Genomic DNA, 16,676 nt, shown 5'->3' with positions numbered 1-16,676 from the left:
TCGTTGACGCTCTTCGCGAGCAAGCTCGGCTCCTACAAGGGTTTGTGTTGTTCCTTGTAGGCTTTAAGTGCATTGAGCCGTTCGCGCTTGAGTGCCTCGCCCAACTCCGGGCCTTTGAAGCCTTTCTCGAGCAGTGGCGCAACGGCAACCTCGCGCGCTGCCTTCGCCGCGCCGCGCAAGTAATCCGCCTGTGGATAACTTCTTTGCTCCAGCCCCTTGCGGCCCCGGGCATCCATTTCGCAGGCGACCACAAACTCCTCAAAGCGCTGTGGCCTGCGGTATACGTCAAAACTTTGCAGCAACTCCAGCAGCGTCGAGGCTTTCAGCTCCAGCGCACGATGACCGTGGGTGTGATACTGGCCCGCCAACAGCGCTAATTCCTGGCAATCCCTCGGCACCTTGAAGCGTTCATTGACGGCCTTGATCAGCTTCAAGCCTCGATGCTCATGAGCAATGTGCTGCGGTAACTTATCCACAGGCGTCAGGCCCTTGCCCAGGTCGTGCAGCAGGCAGGCCCAGCGCACGGTCAGTGGCTGTTTGTGCAAGGCAGCTTGTTCCAGCACGCTCAAGGTGTGCACGCCAGTATCTATCTCGGGGTGATGGGCCTCGGGTTGTGGCACACCAAAGAGTGCGTCCACTTCCGGCATCAAGATCTTCAGCGCATTACAGTCCCGAAGTACCTGGATAAACACCTGGGGCTGATCTTCCATCAGCGCCCGGGAGATTTCTTTCCAGCTGCGCTCCGGTGTCAGGGCTTCCAATTCGCCGGACTCGCCGAGTTGCCGCATCAGCTCCAGCGTTTCCGGTGCCACTGTAAAACCCAGGTGCGCATAGCGTGCAGAAAAGCGCGCAACACGGAGAACTCGCAGGGGATCTTCGGCGAACGCGGGGGAAACGTGACGAAGAGTGCGTGCTTTGAGATCGCGCTGACCATTGTAAGGATCGGTCAGATTGCCATCGTCGTCTTCGGCCATCGCGTTGATGGTCAGATCACGACGGATCAGGTCTTCTTCCAGCGTAACCTCGGGGCTGGCGTGAAATACAAACCCGCCATAACCCCGACCACTTTTGCGCTCGGTGCGGGCCAGGGCATATTCGTCGCCGTTCTTCGGGTCCAGGAACACCGGGAAGTCAGCGCCGACCGGTTTGAAGCCCTTGGCAAGCATCTGCTCGGTAGTGGCGCCGACAACCACGCGGTCGATATCAGTGACCTTGATGCCCAGCAAGCGGTCACGCACGGCGCCGCCGACTTTGTAGATTTTCATGAAAAAGCCTCCATTAGCGGCACAGGATACCGCCTGTACCTGACCAATGGAGGCTTTGCTGTTTCAGAGATGAACGACAGCCAGGTCCAGGCGGCCGTAGTCGTTGTCGTTATGATCGTTGCGCGGTGGCACATGGTGGGTCTTCATCACTTGGTCGCCCTGCAGGGTTTCCAGATGGATGTCGAAGCCCCATAGCCGATGCAGGTGCTTGAGCACTTCCTCGGTGGATTCCCCCAGGGGTTTACGGTCGTGCTGCTGGTGGCGCAGGGTCAGCGAGCGGTCGCCGCGCACATCGATGCTGTAGATCTGCACATTGGGCTCACGGTTGCCCAGGTTGTACTGCGCGGCCAACGTCTCACGAATGATGCGGTAGCCGGGCTCATCATGGATGGCCGGTACAACCAGGTCGTCCTTGAGGTCATCATCGAGAATACTGAACAGCTTGAGATCCCGAATAACCTGGGGTGAGAGGTACTGCAGGATAAAGCTCTCATCCTTGAAACTGCTCATGGCGAACTTGATCGTCGACAGCCAATCGCTGCCGGCGATTTCCGGGAACCAGCGGCGGTCCTCATCGGTGGGGTGTTCGCACATGCGCCGGATATCGCGGTACATGGCAAAACCCAGCGCGTAAGGGTTTATCCCGCTGTAATACGGGCTGTCGAAGCCGGGTTGGAACACCACGCTGGTGTGGGACGTCAGGAACTCCATCATGAAACCGTCGGTGACCAGGCCTTCGTCGTACAGGTCGTTCATCAGCGTGTAGTGCCAGAACGTCGCCCAACCTTCGTTCATCACCTGGGTCTGGCGCTGTGGGTAAAAGTACTGGGCGATCTTGCGCACAATGCGCACGATTTCCCGTTGCCACGGCTCCAGCAGCGGTGCGTGCTTTTCCAGGAAGTACAGGATGTTTTCCTGGGGTTCGGAGGGGAAGCGCGCGTTGTCCTTGTCGCTGTTCTTGCCGGCGCGTTTGGGAATGGTGCGCCACAGGTCGTTGATCTGCTTCTGCAGGTGCTCTTCGCGCTCCTTCTGGCGCAGGCGTTCTTCTTCGGCAGAAATAGGGTACGGGCGTTTGTACCGGTCGACGCCATAGTTCATCAGGGCGTGGCAGGAGTCGAGTAAGTCTTCCACGGCGTCGATACCGTGGCGCTCCTCGCACTGCATGATGTACTGCTTGGCGAACACCAGGTAATCGATGATCGAGCTGGCGTCTGTCCAGGTTCGGAACAGGTAGTTGCCTTTGAAGAAGCTGTTGTGCCCATAGCAGGCATGAGCCACCACCAATGCCTGCATGCAGATGGTGTTTTCCTCCATCAGATAGGCGATGCACGGGTCGGAGTTGATCACAATCTCGTAGGCCAGGCCCATCTGGCCCCGAGTGTAGGACTTCTCGGTGCTAAGGAAATGTTTGCCGTAGGACCAATGGTGGTAACCCAAGGGCATGCCGACGGAGGCGTAGGCATCCATCATTTGTTCGGCCGTGATCACTTCGATCTGGTTGGGGTAGGTGTCCAGGGCATAACCTGCCGCGATGCGGCTGATTTCCCGGTCATAAGCCTGGATCAGTTCAAAGGTCCACTCGGAGCCGGTGGAAATGGGTTGGCGCTTAGTCTCTTTTTTGGCGGTCATGTCACTAACCTGCGCTGGAAGAGTTCACGGAAGACCGGATAGATATCGCCGGCCGAGACCAGTTGCTGCTGGGCGAACGTGTCGGCAAAGGCTTCGCCGATGCGCTCGTATTCGAACCACAGGGCCTGGTGCTCACGGGGGGTGATTTCAACGTAAGTGTAGTACTGCACAAACGGCATGATCTGGTTGATCAGGATATCGCGGCAGATCGGCGAATCGTCGTTCCAGTTGTCGCCGTCAGAGGCCTGGGCTGCGTAGATATTCCACTCGTTGGCCGGGTAGCGTTCGGCCATGATTTCCTGCATTAGCTTCAAGGCGCTGGAGACGATGGTGCCACCGGTTTCCCGCGAGTAGAAGAACTCTTCTTCGTCGACTTCCCTGGCACTGGTGTGATGGCGGATGAATACCACGTCTATCTTGTCGTAGTTCCGCTTCAGGAACAGGTACAGCAGGATGAAAAATCGCTTGGCGATGTCCTTGGTGGCTTGGGTCATGGAACCGGACACGTCCATCAGGCAGAACATTACCGCCTTGGAGCTGGGATTAGGCTGCTTGACCAGCAGGTTGTACTTCAAGTCGAAAGTATCGAGGAACGGCACGCGGTGGATGCGCGCGCTGAGTTTCTCTATTTCTGCCTCGATTTCCTGGATATCGCCGAAGTTATCCGGCTCTTCGCGCTTCAAACGCTCCAACTCTTCCTTCGCCGTCCTCAATTTGGCACGGCTGCTGCCCGACAGGGCGATACGCCGCGCATGGGCCGAGCGCAGCGTGCGGATGATGTTGATTCGAGAGGGGTTGCCTTCGTTGCTGATCCCCGCCCGTACGGTCTTGAAAGTATCGGTGCCGGTCAGGTTCCGCTTGACCAGGTTGGGCAACTCCAGGTCCTCGAACATGAATTCGAGGAACTCTTCCTGGGTGATCTGGAACACGAATTCGTCCATGCCCTCGCCGGAGTTACCGGCCTTGCCCGGGCCTTTGCCACCGCCGCCGCCCTGCGGGCGCTGGATATGCTCGCCGGTGGTGAATTCCTTGTTGCCGGGGTGCACGACAGTCTGTTTGCCGCCCCGGCCGTGGTGCAGCACCGGTTCGTCGATGTCGCGTCCGGGAATGCTGATTTGTTCGCCATGCTCCATGTCTGTAATGGAGCGGCGGCTGACGGCCTCTTCAACGGCCTTTTTGATGTGGTCACGGTAACGCCGCAGGAAACGCTGGCGGTTTACCGTGCTCTTGTTCTTGCCATTGAGGCGTCGGTCGATCACATAGCTCATGAGGAGCCCTCCGGGCAGCTTCACGTTACAAGCTTCAAGCGGCGAGCTGGAAGCTTAGAGACAAGCGGTCAACTGCCAGGCCCATGACCTGGCAGTGCACGCCTATCGCTGCCTTACTGCGATTTGCGAACCCGCAGGTACCACTCGGAGAGCAGTCGTACCTGTTTGTCGGTGTAGCCGCGCTCGACCATTCGTGTGACGAAGTCGTTGTGTTTTTGCTGGTCCTCCTTGCTGGCCTTGGCGTTGAAGCTGATGACCGGCAGCAGATCCTCGGTGTTGGAGAACATTTTCTTCTCGATGACCACCCGCAGCTTCTCGTAGCTGAGCCAGGTGGGATTCTTGCCGTTGTTGTTGGCGCGGGCGCGCAGTACGAAGTTGACGATTTCGTTGCGGAAATCCTTCGGATTGCTGATGCCGGCGGGTTTTTCGATCTTCTCCAATTCTTCGTTTAGCGCTACGCGGTTGAGGATTTCGCCGGTTTCCGGGTCGCGGTATTCCTGGTCCTGGATCCAGAAGTCCGCATACAGCACGTAGCGGTCGAAGATGTTCTGGCCGTACTCGCTGTAGGACTCCAGGTACGCGGTCTGGATTTCCTTGCCGATAAACTCGATGTAGCGCGGCGCGAGGTATTCCTTGAGGAAGCGCAGGTAGCGTTCGCGGGTTTCCGCCTGGAATTGTTCCTGTTCGATCTGCTGCTCCAGCACATACAGCAGGTGCACCGGGTTGGCGGCGATCTCGTGGGGGTCGAAGTTGAAGACCTTGGACAGGATCTTGAACGCAAAGCGCGTCGACAGGCCGTTCATGCCTTCATCCACGCCCGCTGTGTCGCGGTATTCCTGGATCGACTTGGCCTTGGGATCGGTGTCCTTGAGGTTTTCGCCGTCGTACACACGCATCTTCGAATAGATATTCGAGTTTTCCGGCTCCTTGAGACGCGACAGCACGGTGAACTGGGCGAGCATCTTCAGGGTGTCGGGTGCGCAGTGGGCCTTGGCCAGTGAGCTATTGAACAGCAGCTTGTCGTAGATCTTGATTTCATCGCTGACCCGCAGGCAGTACGGCACCTTGACGATATAGATCCGGTCGATGAAGGCTTCGTTGTTCTTGTTGTTGCGGAAGGTGTGCCATTCCGATTCGTTGGAGTGAGCCAGCAGGATCCCTGTGAACGGAATCGCGCCCAGGCCTTCAGTACTGTTGTAGTTGCCTTCCTGGGTGGCGGTGAGCAGTGGGTGCAGCACCTTGATCGGCGCCTTGAACATTTCCACGAATTCCATCAGGCCCTGGTTGGCCCGGCACAGTGCACCCGAGTAGCTGTAGGCGTCGGCGTCGTTCTGCGGGAATTCCTCCAGTTTACGGATATCGACCTTGCCCACCAGCGCCGAAATGTCCTGGTTGTTCTCATCGCCCGGTTCGGTCTTGGCCACGCCGATCTGGTTGAGGATCGACGGGTAGAGTTTCACCACGCGGAACTGGCTGATGTCGCCGCCGAACTCGGCCAGGCGCTTGGTGGCCCAGGGCGACATGATGGTGTTGAGGTAACGTCGTGGGATGCCGAAGTCTTCTTCGAGGATCGCGCCATCTTCCGTGGCGTTGAACAGGCCCAGGGGCGACTCGAAGACCGGTGAGCCCTTGATGGCGTAGAAGGGCACCTTCTCGATCAGTTGCTTGAGTTTTTCGGCCAGGGACGATTTACCACCGCCAACGGGGCCGAGCAGGTAGAGGATCTGTTTCTTCTCTTCCAGGCCCTGAGCGGCGTGGCGGAAGTAGGAGACGATCTGGTCGATGCATTCTTCCATCCCGTGGAAGTCTTCAAAGGCCGGATAGCGGCGGATCACCTTGTTGGAAAATATTCGCGACAGGCGCGAATTATTGGCGGTTTCCACCAGCTCCGGCTCGCCAATCGCCAATAGCAGGCGTTCGGCGGCAGACGCGTAGGTGCTGCGATCCTGTTTGCACAGCTCGAGATACTCCTGAAGCGTGAGTTCTTCCTGCTGTGTGGATGCGAAGCGTTGTTGGAAGTGGCTAAAAATACTCATGACGTCGTCACCTCGCTCGATACGTGGAGCCGACGCCGGATCTATCAGTCGATGCTGGCAGTCATTGACGAACGCCAATGGCCGTTTTCCCCCCAGAACACCCTAAACGCTACCGATGACCCGCACGCCGGTGTACCGGCTCTCCCCTGATTCGGATGGCCTGCGCTTAAGGATAGTCGGAATCGGAGAGGGCAAGGGACGATGAGCAATTAGTTTGCCTGCGCCGTTCGTCAGAAACGGCGCGAGCCCAAGCGTCACGCGGGGTAGCGGTGTGTGAAAAAAATTATTGCGAATCGCCGGATGAAATTTCTGCAGGATAGGTCGTACGCCATAGCTCAAAGCCGCCGTCCAGGCTATAGACGTCGGAGAAGCCCTGGCTGATCAGGTAGGCGGCGGCGCTTTGGCTGGAATTGCCGTGGTAGCAGGCCACGATCACCGGCGCGTCAAGGTCGGCGGCGCGGATGAAATCGGCGATGTTGACGTTGTCCAGGTGCTGGGCGCCGGCGATGTGAGCGGCGGCGTAAGTAGGCTGGTCGCGGATATCGACCACCACCGCACCTTGCTCGCGCAGGGCTTGGGCTTGTTCGGGAGGGATACGTTTGAATTCGCTCATGGTGGGCTCCTTGTGCATGGCTGCGGGGACTAGCGTTTGGCGGCAGCTGGCAGTGTAACGGGAAGGGGAGATTCGCACTGGCAGCTCAGGCGCTCGCCGGTGTCGATGTTCATCAAGGTCATGGCGCCGCCCCACACGCAGCCGGTGTCGAGGGCAAACACGCCAGGTTCGTCGCACTTGCCTTCAAGGGCCGCCCAGTGACCAAAGATGATCCTGGTGTCGCGGGTCTTGCGTTCCTTGTGGGCAAACCACGGTTTGTAGCCGGGCAGCGCCGTGTCGGCGCCTTCCTTGCTCTTGAGGTCCAGCTTGCCCTCGGCAGTGCAGAAGCGCATGCGTGTGAAATAGTTGGTAATCACCCGTAGGCGGGCCGCGCCAGTGAGGTCGTTGTCCCACTTCACTGGCTCGTTGCCATACATGCCGTCGAGGTAGGCGGTGTACAGGCTGTCATCGGCCAGGGCGTTTTCGACTTCGGCGGCGCACTTGAGGGCTTTTTTCAGCGTCCACTGCGGCGGGATACCCGCATGGACCAAGGCCATATTGCGGCTTTCGTCGTAATGCATGATCTTTTGCCGGCGCAGCCAGTCAAGCAGTTGCGCGCGATCTGGCGCTTCGAGGATTTCGCGCAAGGTATCGCCCTTTTTCAGGCGCTCGATGTTACTGCCGGCCGCCAGCAGGTGCAGGTCATGGTTGCCCAGTACGCACACCAGGGAATCGCGCACGCTATACAGGTAACGTAGCGTTTCCAGGGACTCGGGGCCGCGATTGACCAAGTCGCCTACCAGCCACAGGCGATCATTCGCCGGGTCGAAGGCCACCCGTTCAAGCAGGCACTTGAGGGGCTCCAGGCAGCCTTGCAGGTCGCCGACCGCGTACGTTGCCATCAGTGCAGGGACCCTGGTACGGCGAGGCGAAAAGGCTTGATGATGGCGTCGAACAGTTTGCCGTCAGTGGCTTTCATCTGATACGAGCCTTGCATGGTGCCGACCTTGGAGGTCATTACCGTGCCGCTGCTGTAGGTGTGGCTGGCGCCGATGTCGATCAACGGTTGTTGGCCGACAACGCCTGCGCCGCGAACTTCCTCGACCTGACCGTCACCGTCGGTGATCACCCAGTGGCGTGACAGCAGCTTGGCCGGCACCTGGCCGTTGTTTTTCACCGTGATGGTGTAGGCAAAGGCGAAGCGGTTCTGTTCAGGTTGCGATTGGTCCGCCAGGAAGCGGGTGACGACGCTGACGTCGATCTGGTAGCGAGGATCGGACATGCAAGAGGCCTTAAAAGCAAAAGCGGAGGACAGCAGATGCGGATCAGTCTAGGCCAAGAGGTGGGCACTAGGCCAGACATGTGTCTGGCCATGCCTGGGTGCTTCAGTCGGCGGACGGCGCAGGCTGGATGGCAAGCTGGTCGGCCAGACGCACGAACGCGGCCAGGTCCAGTTGCTCGGGGCGCAGGCTGCCGTCGACGCCGGCGGCTTCGATCTCGGCGTTGCTCAGCAGCGCCTTGAGCGTGTTGCGCAGGGTCTTGCGGCGTTGGTTGAACGCTTCACGTACCACGCGTTCCAGCAATTTGTGATCCTTGGCCGGGTGCGGCAGTACGGCGTGAGGCACCAGGCGCACGATGGCCGAATCGACCTTCGGCGGTGGGTTGAACGCACCCGGGCCGACATTGAACAGGTGTTCGACGCGGCAGTGGTACTGAACCATGATCGACAGGCGACCCCAATCACCACCACCAGGGCCGGCGGCCAGGCGTTCCACCACTTCTTTCTGCAGCATGAAGTGCATGTCGCGGATGATCCCGGCGTTGTTCAGCAGGTGGAAAATCAGCGGCGTGGAGATGTTGTACGGCAGGTTACCCACCACACGCAGGCTGTTGGGCGCGGCGTTGAGGGTATTGAAGTCGAACTTCAGTGCATCGCCCTGATGCAGGTTGAAGTTGGGCTTGTTGGCGAACTGCTGGTTGAGGATGGGGATCAGGTCCTTGTCCAGTTCAACCACGTCCAGTTGGCCGCCGCTGGCGAGCAAGCCTTGGGTCAGCGCGCCCTGGCCCGGGCCGATTTCCAGCAGACGGTCTTCTGGCTTGGCATGGATGGAGCGCAGGATACGGTCGATCACGCCAGCGTCGTGCAGGAAGTTTTGCCCGAAGCGCTTACGCGCCCGGTGTTGGTAATGCTCGGTCATATACGGGTCTCGGCCATCTGATAGGCGGTTTCCAGGGCCACGTGCAGGCTGCCGGTATCGATCTTGCCGCTGCCCGCCAGGTCCAGGGCGGTGCCATGGTCGACGGAGGTGCGGATGATCGGCAGGCCCAGCGTCACGTTGACCGCGGCGCCGAAACCTTTGTACTTCAGCACCGGCAGCCCCTGGTCATGGTACATCGCCAGCACTGCGTCGCAGTGCTCCAGATATTTTGGGGTAAACAGAGTGTCTGCTGGCAGTGGGCCGCGCAGGTCCATGCCTTCTTGGCGCAGACGCTCCAGGGTTGGTTCAATGATGTCTATTTCTTCATGGCCCAAGTGTCCGCCTTCGCCGGCGTGGGGGTTGAGCCCGCATACCAGAATGCGCGGTTGGGCGATGCCGAATTTTTGTTGCAGGTCGGCATGCAGGATGCGCGTAACGCGCTCCACACGCTCGGCGGTGATGGCGTCGGCAATGTCGCGCAATGGCAGGTGCGTGGTCACCAGGGCGACCCGCAGGCCGCGTGTGGCCAGCATCATGACGACTTGAGCGGTGTTGGTCAGCTCGGCCAGGAATTCGGTATGGCCGGAAAACGCAATGCCCGATTCGTTGATCACGCCCTTGTGGACTGGCGCGGTGATCATGCCGGCGAAGTCGCCGTTGATGCAGCCTTGCCCCGCGCGGGTCAAGGTTTCCAGGACGAACGCCGCGTTGGCCTTGTCGAGTTTTCCGGCAACGACCTTGGCGTGCAGCGGGGTGTTCCACACATACAAGCTGCCAGCGGCTGCCGGCAGGTCGGGCCAGTTGCCCGGTGCCACGTCCAGCAGATTGACGACCACACCCAGCTGCGCGGCCCGCTCAAGGAGGAGGTCGCGGCTGGTAATGGCAATCAGGGGGTGAGGCTGGGGCTGCGAGGCGAGCAGCAGGCACAGGTCTGGACCAATGCCGGCCGGCTCGCCGGGTGTCACGGCGAAACGCTGGGGTTTCACGGAGCTGCCTGGTCGGTGCCTGTTTGCTCGGCGCCTGGCAGCTTGTTTTCCACGTAGGCTTCGTCACGGATCTGACGCAGCCAGGTTTGCAGCTCTTCGTCGTATTTGCGGTTACGCAGTACGTTCAGAGCCTGCTGCTCGCGGGCTTGGCTGGTGTTGTCGGTGGCGCGACGGCCAAGGACTTCCAGCACATGCCAGCCATATTGGGTTTTGAACGGCTTGGACAGTACGCCTTGCGGAGTATCGGCCATCACCTGCTGGAACTCGGGCACCAAGGCTTTCGGGTCGATCCAGTTCAGGTCGCCGCCGTTGAGGGCGGAACCCGGGTCTTCCGAGAAGCTCTTGGCCAGGGTGGCAAAGTCTTCACCGCTTTCGATGCGGTCATAGATCTTCTGGGCCAGTTCCTTGGTTTGTGCTTCGGTGCGAATTTCGCTTGGTTTGACCAGAATATGACGAACATGCACTTCGTCTTTCAGCGAGGTCTCGCCACCGCGACGTTCCAGCAACTTCAGGATGATGAAGCCGCCTGGGGTGCGGGCTGGCTGGGTGATGCCACCCACTTCCATGGCACTCAGTTCACGGTCGAACGGAGGTGGCAGTTGAGCAGCTTTACGCCAGCCCATATCGCCACCTTCAAGGGCGTTGTCGCTGCCGGACTGGGCAATGGCCATCTGGGCAAAGTCAGCACCGGCTTTCAGGCGATCATAGATAGCCTGGGTTTTCGCCGCTGCCGCATTCAGTTGCTCGGAGTTGGCGCTGTCCGGGGTCGGGATCAGGATATTGGCCAGGTGCAGTTCTTCGGAAAGCTGCATCTTGCCCAAGTCGGAGGCCAGGAAGTTCTTCACTTCCTGCTCGGACACCTGAACTCGCTCGGCAACGCGACGCTGACGCACACGGCTGATGATCATTTCGCGGCGGATCTGGTCACGGGCGTCTTCATATGAAAGACCGTCGTGGGCCAGGGCTGCGCGGAATTGATCAATGCTCATGTTGTTGCGTTGAGCGATGGTGCCGACCGCCTGGTTCAGTTCTTCGTCCGAAATACGGATGCCGGAACGCTCGCCGATCTGCAGTTGCAGGTTTTCGACGATCAGGCGCTCCAGTACCTGTTGGTCCAGCACGCTGGTAGGTGGCACGCCACCGCCACGCTTGGCGATGGTTTGCTGCACTTCCTTGACGCGCTGGTCCAGTTGGCTTTGCATGATCACGTCGTTATCGACGATGGCCACTACTTTATCCAGTTGCTGAACCGCAGCGTGAGCCGATACGGTGCCCAGGAACAGCGCGCCCAGCACTAGCGGGCGCAGACAATCAGAAAGCTTGGTCTTCACGTTCACGATAACCTTCAATGCCTTTGTCGAGGAAGCTCTCTACCTTGGCGCCGGTCAGGCCGCCGAGTCCTTTGAGGACGATCTGCAGGAAGAGCCCGTGGTCACCCTTTTCGTTAAGCGGGGCGATCTGGCTGTATTCGTCGTTGGAAACCCAGTAACGGTTGATGACGCGCAGTTTCCAGCAGCAGTTGTCGTACTCGAAACCACCGAAGGCTTCCAGGGTACGGTTGCGAGCGTAGTCATACTGCCAGCGGGTGATCAGGTTCCACTGGGGAATGATCGGCCACATCATCGAGAAGTCGTGTTGTTGGATTTTGTAGTAATCCTTCACGAAGTTCGGATCGCCTGGCTGTCCGTAGTCACCGCCGAACTGCCATTTGCCGGTCAGCTGGTTGTAGACGACCTGGTCGTTACGATAGCGATAACCGACGTTGATGATCTTGTTCGGGTTGTCTTCCGGCTGGTAGTGAAGCATCGCGCTACCGGAACGAGGGCTGTGCTCCTCGGTGTCCCAGTTGTAGTCGGCAGTGGCGCGCCAGTCGCGGTTGAAGCGGAACTCGTAGTCCAGCGCAACAGGCGATACATCGGACTGCGCATCGGCACGGTCGGCTGCCAGCACGCCCGGCAGTTGAACTTCGCGGTCCTTGAAATACACAGCCTGGCCGACGCTGACGCGTTGACGTTCGAAGCCGTTTTCTTCGATCCAGCGGTTGGTCAGGCCGAGCGACAGTTTGTTCTCATCGCCGATGCGGTCGGAACCACTGAAGCGGTTGTCACGGAAAAGCGAGGCGTAGCTGAACGAGTACTCGCTGGTATCAAAGACAGGAATATCGCTCTGGTCTTTGTTTGGAACGTAAAGGTAGAACGCACGCGGCTCCAGGGTCTGGCGATATTCCTTGCCGAACCAGTTGGTGTTGCGGTCGAAGTACAGGCCGCTGTCGACGCTGGCAATTGGAACGGCGCGGCTTTGAGAACTTTTGAATTCGTCCCCAGCAGCCAGCGAGTTCTTGCCGATGGTATCGAGATCGAGGTCGTACTTGGTGTAAACGTATTTCAGCTTCGGCGTGATGAAACCGTACGTCGTATTAAGCGGAAGCGAAATGCTCGGTGCCAGGTTCAGGCGCGTGCCGTTTGCGCGGGTCAGGCCCCTCACGTTGGTATCCAGTCGAGCGCTGGTGACACCGTCTTTATCGGTGAAGTCGCCGTTCTCAAGATCCCGATCAAATCTTACAGCTTCGGTTTCATAAGCGAACTGCAAGCCCCCCGGGCTGTAAGGTAGGGCACCATTGAAGGTGATCTGTGGCAGCCGGTCATACGGTGTGATCTGGGAAATCGTCGCCAGCTGATAAGCCTGGACATTCAAGCGCGCCTGGAAGGAGTCGCCGCGATAGGCCACGGAGCCCTGTTGGTTGACGAAGGTCCGGCTCTCAACACCCTCCTGATAGGACTTGAGGTCCTGGAAGTAGTAAGGGTCACTGATCTTGGTGTAGTCGACCTGGGTCAGTACACGCGAATCCAAGCCACCTTTGTGCTGCCAATTGAGCATGTAGCGGGTTTTGTCGTAATCGGTCTGCAGCTTGCGTTCGTCGCTGTCGTCGTTCAGGTACGCGCCGCCGAACTGACCTTCGCTGGACTTGGTGAGGTAGCGGAATTCGCCTTCCATCATCATGCCGCGCTTGGTCATGTATTGCGGGTACAACGTGGCATCGTAGTTTGGCGCCAGGTTGAAGTAGTACGGCGTGACCAGGGTGAAGCCGGTTTCGCTGCCGGTGCTGAAGCTCGGTGGCAGGAAGCCGGACTGACGACGGTCGTCGATCGGGAAATAGATGTAAGGGGTGTACAGGATCGGGATGTTCTTGATCCGCAACGTCGCGTTGGTGGCCGTACCGAAACCGGTGGCCGGGTTCAACGTGATGTTGTTGCCCTTGAGCTGCCAGGCGTTGCTGTCCGGCTCGCAGGTGGTGTACGTACCGTCCTTGAGACGGATGATCGCGTTTTCGGCGCGCTTGGCGTACAGCGCGTTACCGCGGATACGCGACTTGTGCATCACGTATTCGGCGTTGTCGATCTGCGCCGCGCCGGTGTCCAGCTGAACCTGGGCGTGGTCGCCGACGATCAAGGCACCGTTGTCGCGAAGTCGCACGTTACCGTTCAGCTCACCACGGTTCTCGGCCTGATACAGGCTGGCTTCTTCCGACTCCAGCTGCATGCTGCCCTGGCGCATGACGACGTCACCGGCCAGGGTTGCGACTTGTTGTTCCTGCTCGTAACGAGAGGCCTTGGCACCGATGAAGGTGGGCGCATCGCTTTTGTTCGTCTTGTCGTTCATGCCAGGACGAGTTGGCTCGATGTACGCACCGCCGCAGTAAGGACCGGTTTCTGCCAGCTGGGCTGCGGTCAACTTTTCGCGAGGCACCCAGTCCAAGTGGCTGTAGTCGGCGCTGCGCGAACGCAGGCCACGGCCCTTGGACTCGGTGACCAGTGCGGTCTTCGGCTCGGCTTCGGCACTGCCGCCAGCGTCGGCCTGCGCCGTGCTGTTGGCCGAGCTGACGGCCGCGCCGTCATGCACCGGGCGCGGTGGCAATGGGGCGGCGGCGGTCTTCGGCGCGCAGTCCCAGGCACCCGAAGCAGAGACTGAGCAGTCATACTGTTCCGCGGCGACCACGAATGAGGTGGCGAAGGGTTGCATGGCCAGCAGACTGCCGGTTACCAGCAACGGAAATTTTCTACGAAACGCGGGGGATTTCAATGCCATCTTATTAGTCCGGGCTTCCTGCGTGCCATCTGCCCGCGGTTTGGGCCGCACGCCTCTCGATGGTCTGAAAAAGATGCGTGATAATAAAGCATGCCCCGCTTGACGGCTAGCGCCGTCGGAGACCCTTGTAATGCCCGAGCAAGATCTACGTTTACAACAGCTGGAAGTCTGGCTGGATGAGCAGTTGCCGATCCTTTTCAACGCTCAAGGCTGGGGTGCCGTACCCCCGGCCACATTGACTGCGGCCAGCAGCGACGCGAGTTTCAGGCGCTATTTCCGTTGGGACGGCGGCGGTCGAACTTTCGTGATAATGGACGCGCCACCCCCCCAGGAAAACTGCAAACCTTTCGTCGATATCGCGTATTTGCTATCCACTTCGGGAATAAATGTTCCGAAAATTTATGCGCAAGACTTGCCCCGAGGCTTTCTTTTGCTCAATGACCTGGGCAGAAAAACCTATCTGGACGTGATAAACGACGAAAACGCCGATCAGTTGTTTGCTGATGCCATCGACGCCTTGCTGGCTTATCAGCAGTTGCCGATGGACGCGCCACTGCCCAGCTATGACGTCGCCTTGCTGCGACGCGAGCTCGAATTGTTTCCTGAATGGTACGTGCGCCGACACTTGGGTATCGAGCTGGATACTCAGCAGCAGGCACTTTGGCAGCGTGTCAGCGATCACTTGATCGACAGCGCCCTGGCGCAACCCAACGTGCTGGTGCACCGCGACTATATGCCACGCAACCTGATGATCAGCGAGCCGAACCCTGGCGTGCTGGATTTCCAGGATGCAGTGTATGGTCCGGTCACCTACGACATCACCTGCCTGTTCAAGGACGCCTTCCTCAGTTGGCCCCAGGCCCGCGTACGCGAATGGCAACGCAGCTATTGGGAGCGTGCGGCCCAGGTCGGCATTCCGGTACAGCCGGATTTCGAAGACTTCCTGCGCGCCAGCGATCTCATGGGCGTGCAGCGCCATCTCAAGGTCATCGGCATCTTTGCGCGCATTTGCCATCGTGACGGCAAGCCACGCTATCTGGCCGATGTACCGCGCTTCTTTGCTTATATAGAAGCGGTGCTGGCCGATCGTCCGGAGTTGAGCGAGCTGGCTGAGTTACTGACCAGCCTGCGCCAACCTGCAGAGGCTAGCGTATGAAGGCCATGATCCTGGCCGCCGGCAAAGGCGAGCGGATGCGTCCGCTCACGTTGCACACCCCCAAGCCGTTGGTGCAGGCCGGCGGCAAGCGCCTGATCGAGTACCACCTGGAGGCGCTGGCCAAGGCCGGTTTCACCGATATCGTTATCAACCATGCCTGGCTCGGCCAGCAGATCGAAAGCTATCTGGGCGATGGTGCGCAGTTCGGCCTGCGCATCCGCTACTCCCCGGAGGGCGAACCGCTGGAAACCGGTGGCGGGATTTTTCAGGCGCTGCCGTTGCTGGGGGATGAGCCGTTCCTGGTGGTCAACGGCGATATCTGGACCGACTACGACTTCACCCGGCTCAAGCAACCGCTCCAGGGCCTGGCCCATCTGGTGATGGTCGACAACCCGGCACATCATCCCTCGGGTGGTGATTTCTACCTTGATCAGGGCTTGCTTCATGATGCGGCGCCCGGTGCCGATAACCTGACCTTCAGTGGCATTTCAGTGCTAGACCCCCGGCTGTTCGAGGGTTGCAGCGCCGGTGCCTTCAAGCTGGCGCCGCTGCTGCGTGCGGCCATGGCGAAAGGTTTGGTAACGGGGGAACACATGGCGGGACACTGGATTGATGTCGGCACGCTGGAGCGCCTGGCGCACGTCGAAACCCTGCTGACAGCGGGGCAGTAGCATGTTGTGGCCAGGGACGCTGATCGGCGCCGGGGCTGGCTTTGCCATTGCCAGTATTCCGGGGGCCTTGTTAGGTGCGCTGTTGGGGCAGGCGCTGGATCGCCGCATGCAACTGCACAGTTGGGCACAGTTGCGCGAGCGCTTGGGCGGGCGTCCGGCGTTACGCAATGACGAGTTATTGTTTGTGTTGCTCGGGCGCCTGGCTAAAAGCAATGGGCGTGTGGTGGATGGGCATATCCAGCAGGCGCGGCAAGAAATGCGCTCGCTGGACATGACCGAGTCGGCCCAGCGCCGCGCGATTGCGGCGTTCAACCGAGGCAAATCCGGTTCCGACCGGGTACGCCGCTACCTGCGTGTGCTCAAGGCCCAACCCCATGCGGCGGAAGGTGTGTTGCGTGCGTGTTGGCGGATGGTCTGGGCGGACGGCAAGGCGGATGACGCCGAGCGTGATTTGATCGACCTGTGGGGTAAGTGGTTGGGCTGGACACCGCAACAGCTCCAGGCATTGGCGGCCGACTACACTCCTGAGCGCAAGCCGCTGGTCAATCGCGGTACGACCTATCAGGAAGCGTTGCGCTTGCTCGGTGTGACAGCTACCACAGAGCCCTCGGCCATCAAGCGTGCCTATCGCCGTCTGCTGAGCCGTCACCATCCGGACAAGGTGGCCGGCAGTGGTGCCAGCCCTGCGCAAGTGCGTGAGGCGACCGAGCGCACCCGTGAACTGCACAACGCCTATGCGTTGATTCGCGAGCGCCGGGATTTCCGTTAGAGGCCACTCTTTCACGGATA

Annotated in this window: 14 protein-coding genes; 3 read left to right on the top strand and 11 right to left on the bottom strand. The window is 59.6% G+C overall.

The features are described 5' to 3' along the window. Positions 1–32: 32 nt before the first annotated feature. From M2397_RS20635 to M2397_RS20585, 11 genes are all read right to left on the bottom strand, one after another. Positions 33–1,265: a multifunctional CCA addition/repair protein gene (locus M2397_RS20635; protein WP_131699120.1), complete on the bottom strand. Its 1,233-nt coding sequence runs from the start codon at positions 1,263–1,265 to the stop codon at positions 33–35. Positions 1,266–1,328: 63 nt separating this feature from the next. Further along, positions 1,329–2,894, bottom strand: coding sequence for a SpoVR family protein (locus tag M2397_RS20630; protein ID WP_145336837.1), 1,566 nt, complete (start codon positions 2,892–2,894; stop codon positions 1,329–1,331). After that, the gene (locus tag M2397_RS20625; RefSeq protein ID WP_145336836.1) at positions 2,891–4,162 is read right to left on the bottom strand and encodes a YeaH/YhbH family protein; all 1,272 of its coding nucleotides are present in this window, start codon (positions 4,160–4,162) and stop codon (positions 2,891–2,893) included. Before M2397_RS20625 ends, M2397_RS20630 begins: the two co-directional genes overlap by 4 nt. 113 nt (positions 4,163–4,275) lie before the next feature. Next, on the bottom strand, positions 4,276–6,198 hold the full coding sequence (locus M2397_RS20620; protein WP_003194732.1) for a PrkA family serine protein kinase: 1,923 nt from the start codon (positions 6,196–6,198) through the stop codon (positions 4,276–4,278). Between the two features lie 283 nt (positions 6,199–6,481). Then, positions 6,482–6,811, bottom strand: a complete 330-nt coding sequence (gene glpE / locus M2397_RS20615; protein ID WP_131699122.1) for a thiosulfate sulfurtransferase GlpE — start codon at positions 6,809–6,811, stop codon at positions 6,482–6,484. Positions 6,812–6,840: 29 nt separating this feature from the next. Further along, positions 6,841–7,692, bottom strand: coding sequence for a symmetrical bis(5'-nucleosyl)-tetraphosphatase (locus tag M2397_RS20610; RefSeq protein ID WP_131699123.1), 852 nt, complete (start codon positions 7,690–7,692; stop codon positions 6,841–6,843). Further along, positions 7,692–8,072, bottom strand: coding sequence for a Co2+/Mg2+ efflux protein ApaG (gene apaG / locus M2397_RS20605; RefSeq protein WP_145336835.1), 381 nt, complete (start codon positions 8,070–8,072; stop codon positions 7,692–7,694). Before apaG ends, M2397_RS20610 begins: the two co-directional genes overlap by 1 nt. Positions 8,073–8,175: 103 nt before the next feature. Then, entirely contained in the window at positions 8,176–8,988 is an 813-nt protein-coding gene (rsmA, locus tag M2397_RS20600) for a 16S rRNA (adenine(1518)-N(6)/adenine(1519)-N(6))-dimethyltransferase RsmA (protein ID WP_184744971.1), read from the bottom strand. Next, on the bottom strand, positions 8,985–9,974 hold the full coding sequence (pdxA, locus tag M2397_RS20595) for a 4-hydroxythreonine-4-phosphate dehydrogenase PdxA (RefSeq protein ID WP_259244323.1): 990 nt from the start codon (positions 9,972–9,974) through the stop codon (positions 8,985–8,987). The genes rsmA and pdxA overlap by 4 nt, the downstream gene beginning before the upstream one ends. Then, complete coding sequence (locus M2397_RS20590; RefSeq protein WP_027605910.1) at positions 9,971–11,311, bottom strand: peptidylprolyl isomerase; 1,341 nt, start codon at positions 11,309–11,311, stop codon at positions 9,971–9,973. The genes pdxA and M2397_RS20590 overlap by 4 nt, the downstream gene beginning before the upstream one ends. Beyond that, positions 11,286–14,060 carry an LPS-assembly protein LptD gene (locus M2397_RS20585; RefSeq protein ID WP_131699126.1) on the bottom strand — a complete coding sequence of 925 codons (2,775 nt, stop codon included), beginning with the start codon at positions 14,058–14,060 and terminating at the stop codon, positions 11,286–11,288. Before M2397_RS20585 ends, M2397_RS20590 begins: the two co-directional genes overlap by 26 nt. 130 nt (positions 14,061–14,190) lie before the next feature. Here M2397_RS20585 and M2397_RS20580 point away from each other — a divergent pair, with 130 nt between their 5' ends. From M2397_RS20580 to M2397_RS20570, 3 genes are read left to right on the top strand one after another with little or no spacing between them, the layout of a single operon-like run. After that, a complete protein-coding gene (locus M2397_RS20580) occupies positions 14,191–15,216 on the top strand; it encodes an aminoglycoside phosphotransferase family protein (protein ID WP_259244322.1) in 1,026 nt (341 codons plus the stop codon). Beyond that, positions 15,213–15,887, top strand: a complete 675-nt coding sequence (gene murU / locus M2397_RS20575) for an N-acetylmuramate alpha-1-phosphate uridylyltransferase MurU (protein ID WP_131699128.1) — start codon at positions 15,213–15,215, stop codon at positions 15,885–15,887. Before M2397_RS20580 ends, murU begins: the two co-directional genes overlap by 4 nt. A 1-nt stretch (position 15,888) precedes the next feature. After that, positions 15,889–16,656, top strand: a complete 768-nt coding sequence (locus M2397_RS20570; RefSeq protein WP_259244321.1) for a TerB family tellurite resistance protein — start codon at positions 15,889–15,891, stop codon at positions 16,654–16,656. Positions 16,657–16,676: the final 20 nt, after the last annotated feature.

This window comes from Pseudomonas sp. BIGb0381, assembly GCF_024809815.1.
Lineage (GTDB): Bacteria > Pseudomonadota > Gammaproteobacteria > Pseudomonadales > Pseudomonadaceae > Aquipseudomonas.
The sequence above is the reverse complement of the archived record's forward strand: the minus strand, read 5'-3'. Positions and strand labels throughout refer to the sequence as shown.

What these genes read in the sequence shown, in the direction of transcription:
- M2397_RS20635 (WP_131699120.1), bottom strand. Translation starts at nt 1,265, where the DNA reads ATGAAAATCTACAAAGTCGGCGGCGCCGTGCGTGACCGCTTGCTGGGC.
- M2397_RS20630 (WP_145336837.1), bottom strand. Translation starts at nt 2,894, where the DNA reads ATGACCGCCAAAAAAGAGACTAAGCGCCAACCCATTTCCACCGGCTCC.
- M2397_RS20625 (WP_145336836.1), bottom strand. Translation starts at nt 4,162, where the DNA reads ATGAGCTATGTGATCGACCGACGCCTCAATGGCAAGAACAAGAGCACG.
- M2397_RS20620 (WP_003194732.1), bottom strand. Translation starts at nt 6,198, where the DNA reads ATGAGTATTTTTAGCCACTTCCAACAACGCTTCGCATCCACACAGCAG.
- glpE (WP_131699122.1), bottom strand. Translation starts at nt 6,811, where the DNA reads ATGAGCGAATTCAAACGTATCCCTCCCGAACAAGCCCAAGCCCTGCGC.
- M2397_RS20610 (WP_131699123.1), bottom strand. Translation starts at nt 7,692, where the DNA reads ATGGCAACGTACGCGGTCGGCGACCTGCAAGGCTGCCTGGAGCCCCTC.
- apaG (WP_145336835.1), bottom strand. Translation starts at nt 8,072, where the DNA reads ATGTCCGATCCTCGCTACCAGATCGACGTCAGCGTCGTCACCCGCTTC.
- rsmA (WP_184744971.1), bottom strand. Translation starts at nt 8,988, where the DNA reads ATGACCGAGCATTACCAACACCGGGCGCGTAAGCGCTTCGGGCAAAAC.
- M2397_RS20585 (WP_131699126.1), bottom strand. Translation starts at nt 14,060, where the DNA reads ATGGCATTGAAATCCCCCGCGTTTCGTAGAAAATTTCCGTTGCTGGTA.
- M2397_RS20580 (WP_259244322.1), top strand. Translation starts at nt 14,191, where the DNA reads ATGCCCGAGCAAGATCTACGTTTACAACAGCTGGAAGTCTGGCTGGAT.
- murU (WP_131699128.1), top strand. Translation starts at nt 15,213, where the DNA reads ATGAAGGCCATGATCCTGGCCGCCGGCAAAGGCGAGCGGATGCGTCCG.
- M2397_RS20570 (WP_259244321.1), top strand. Translation starts at nt 15,889, where the DNA reads ATGTTGTGGCCAGGGACGCTGATCGGCGCCGGGGCTGGCTTTGCCATT.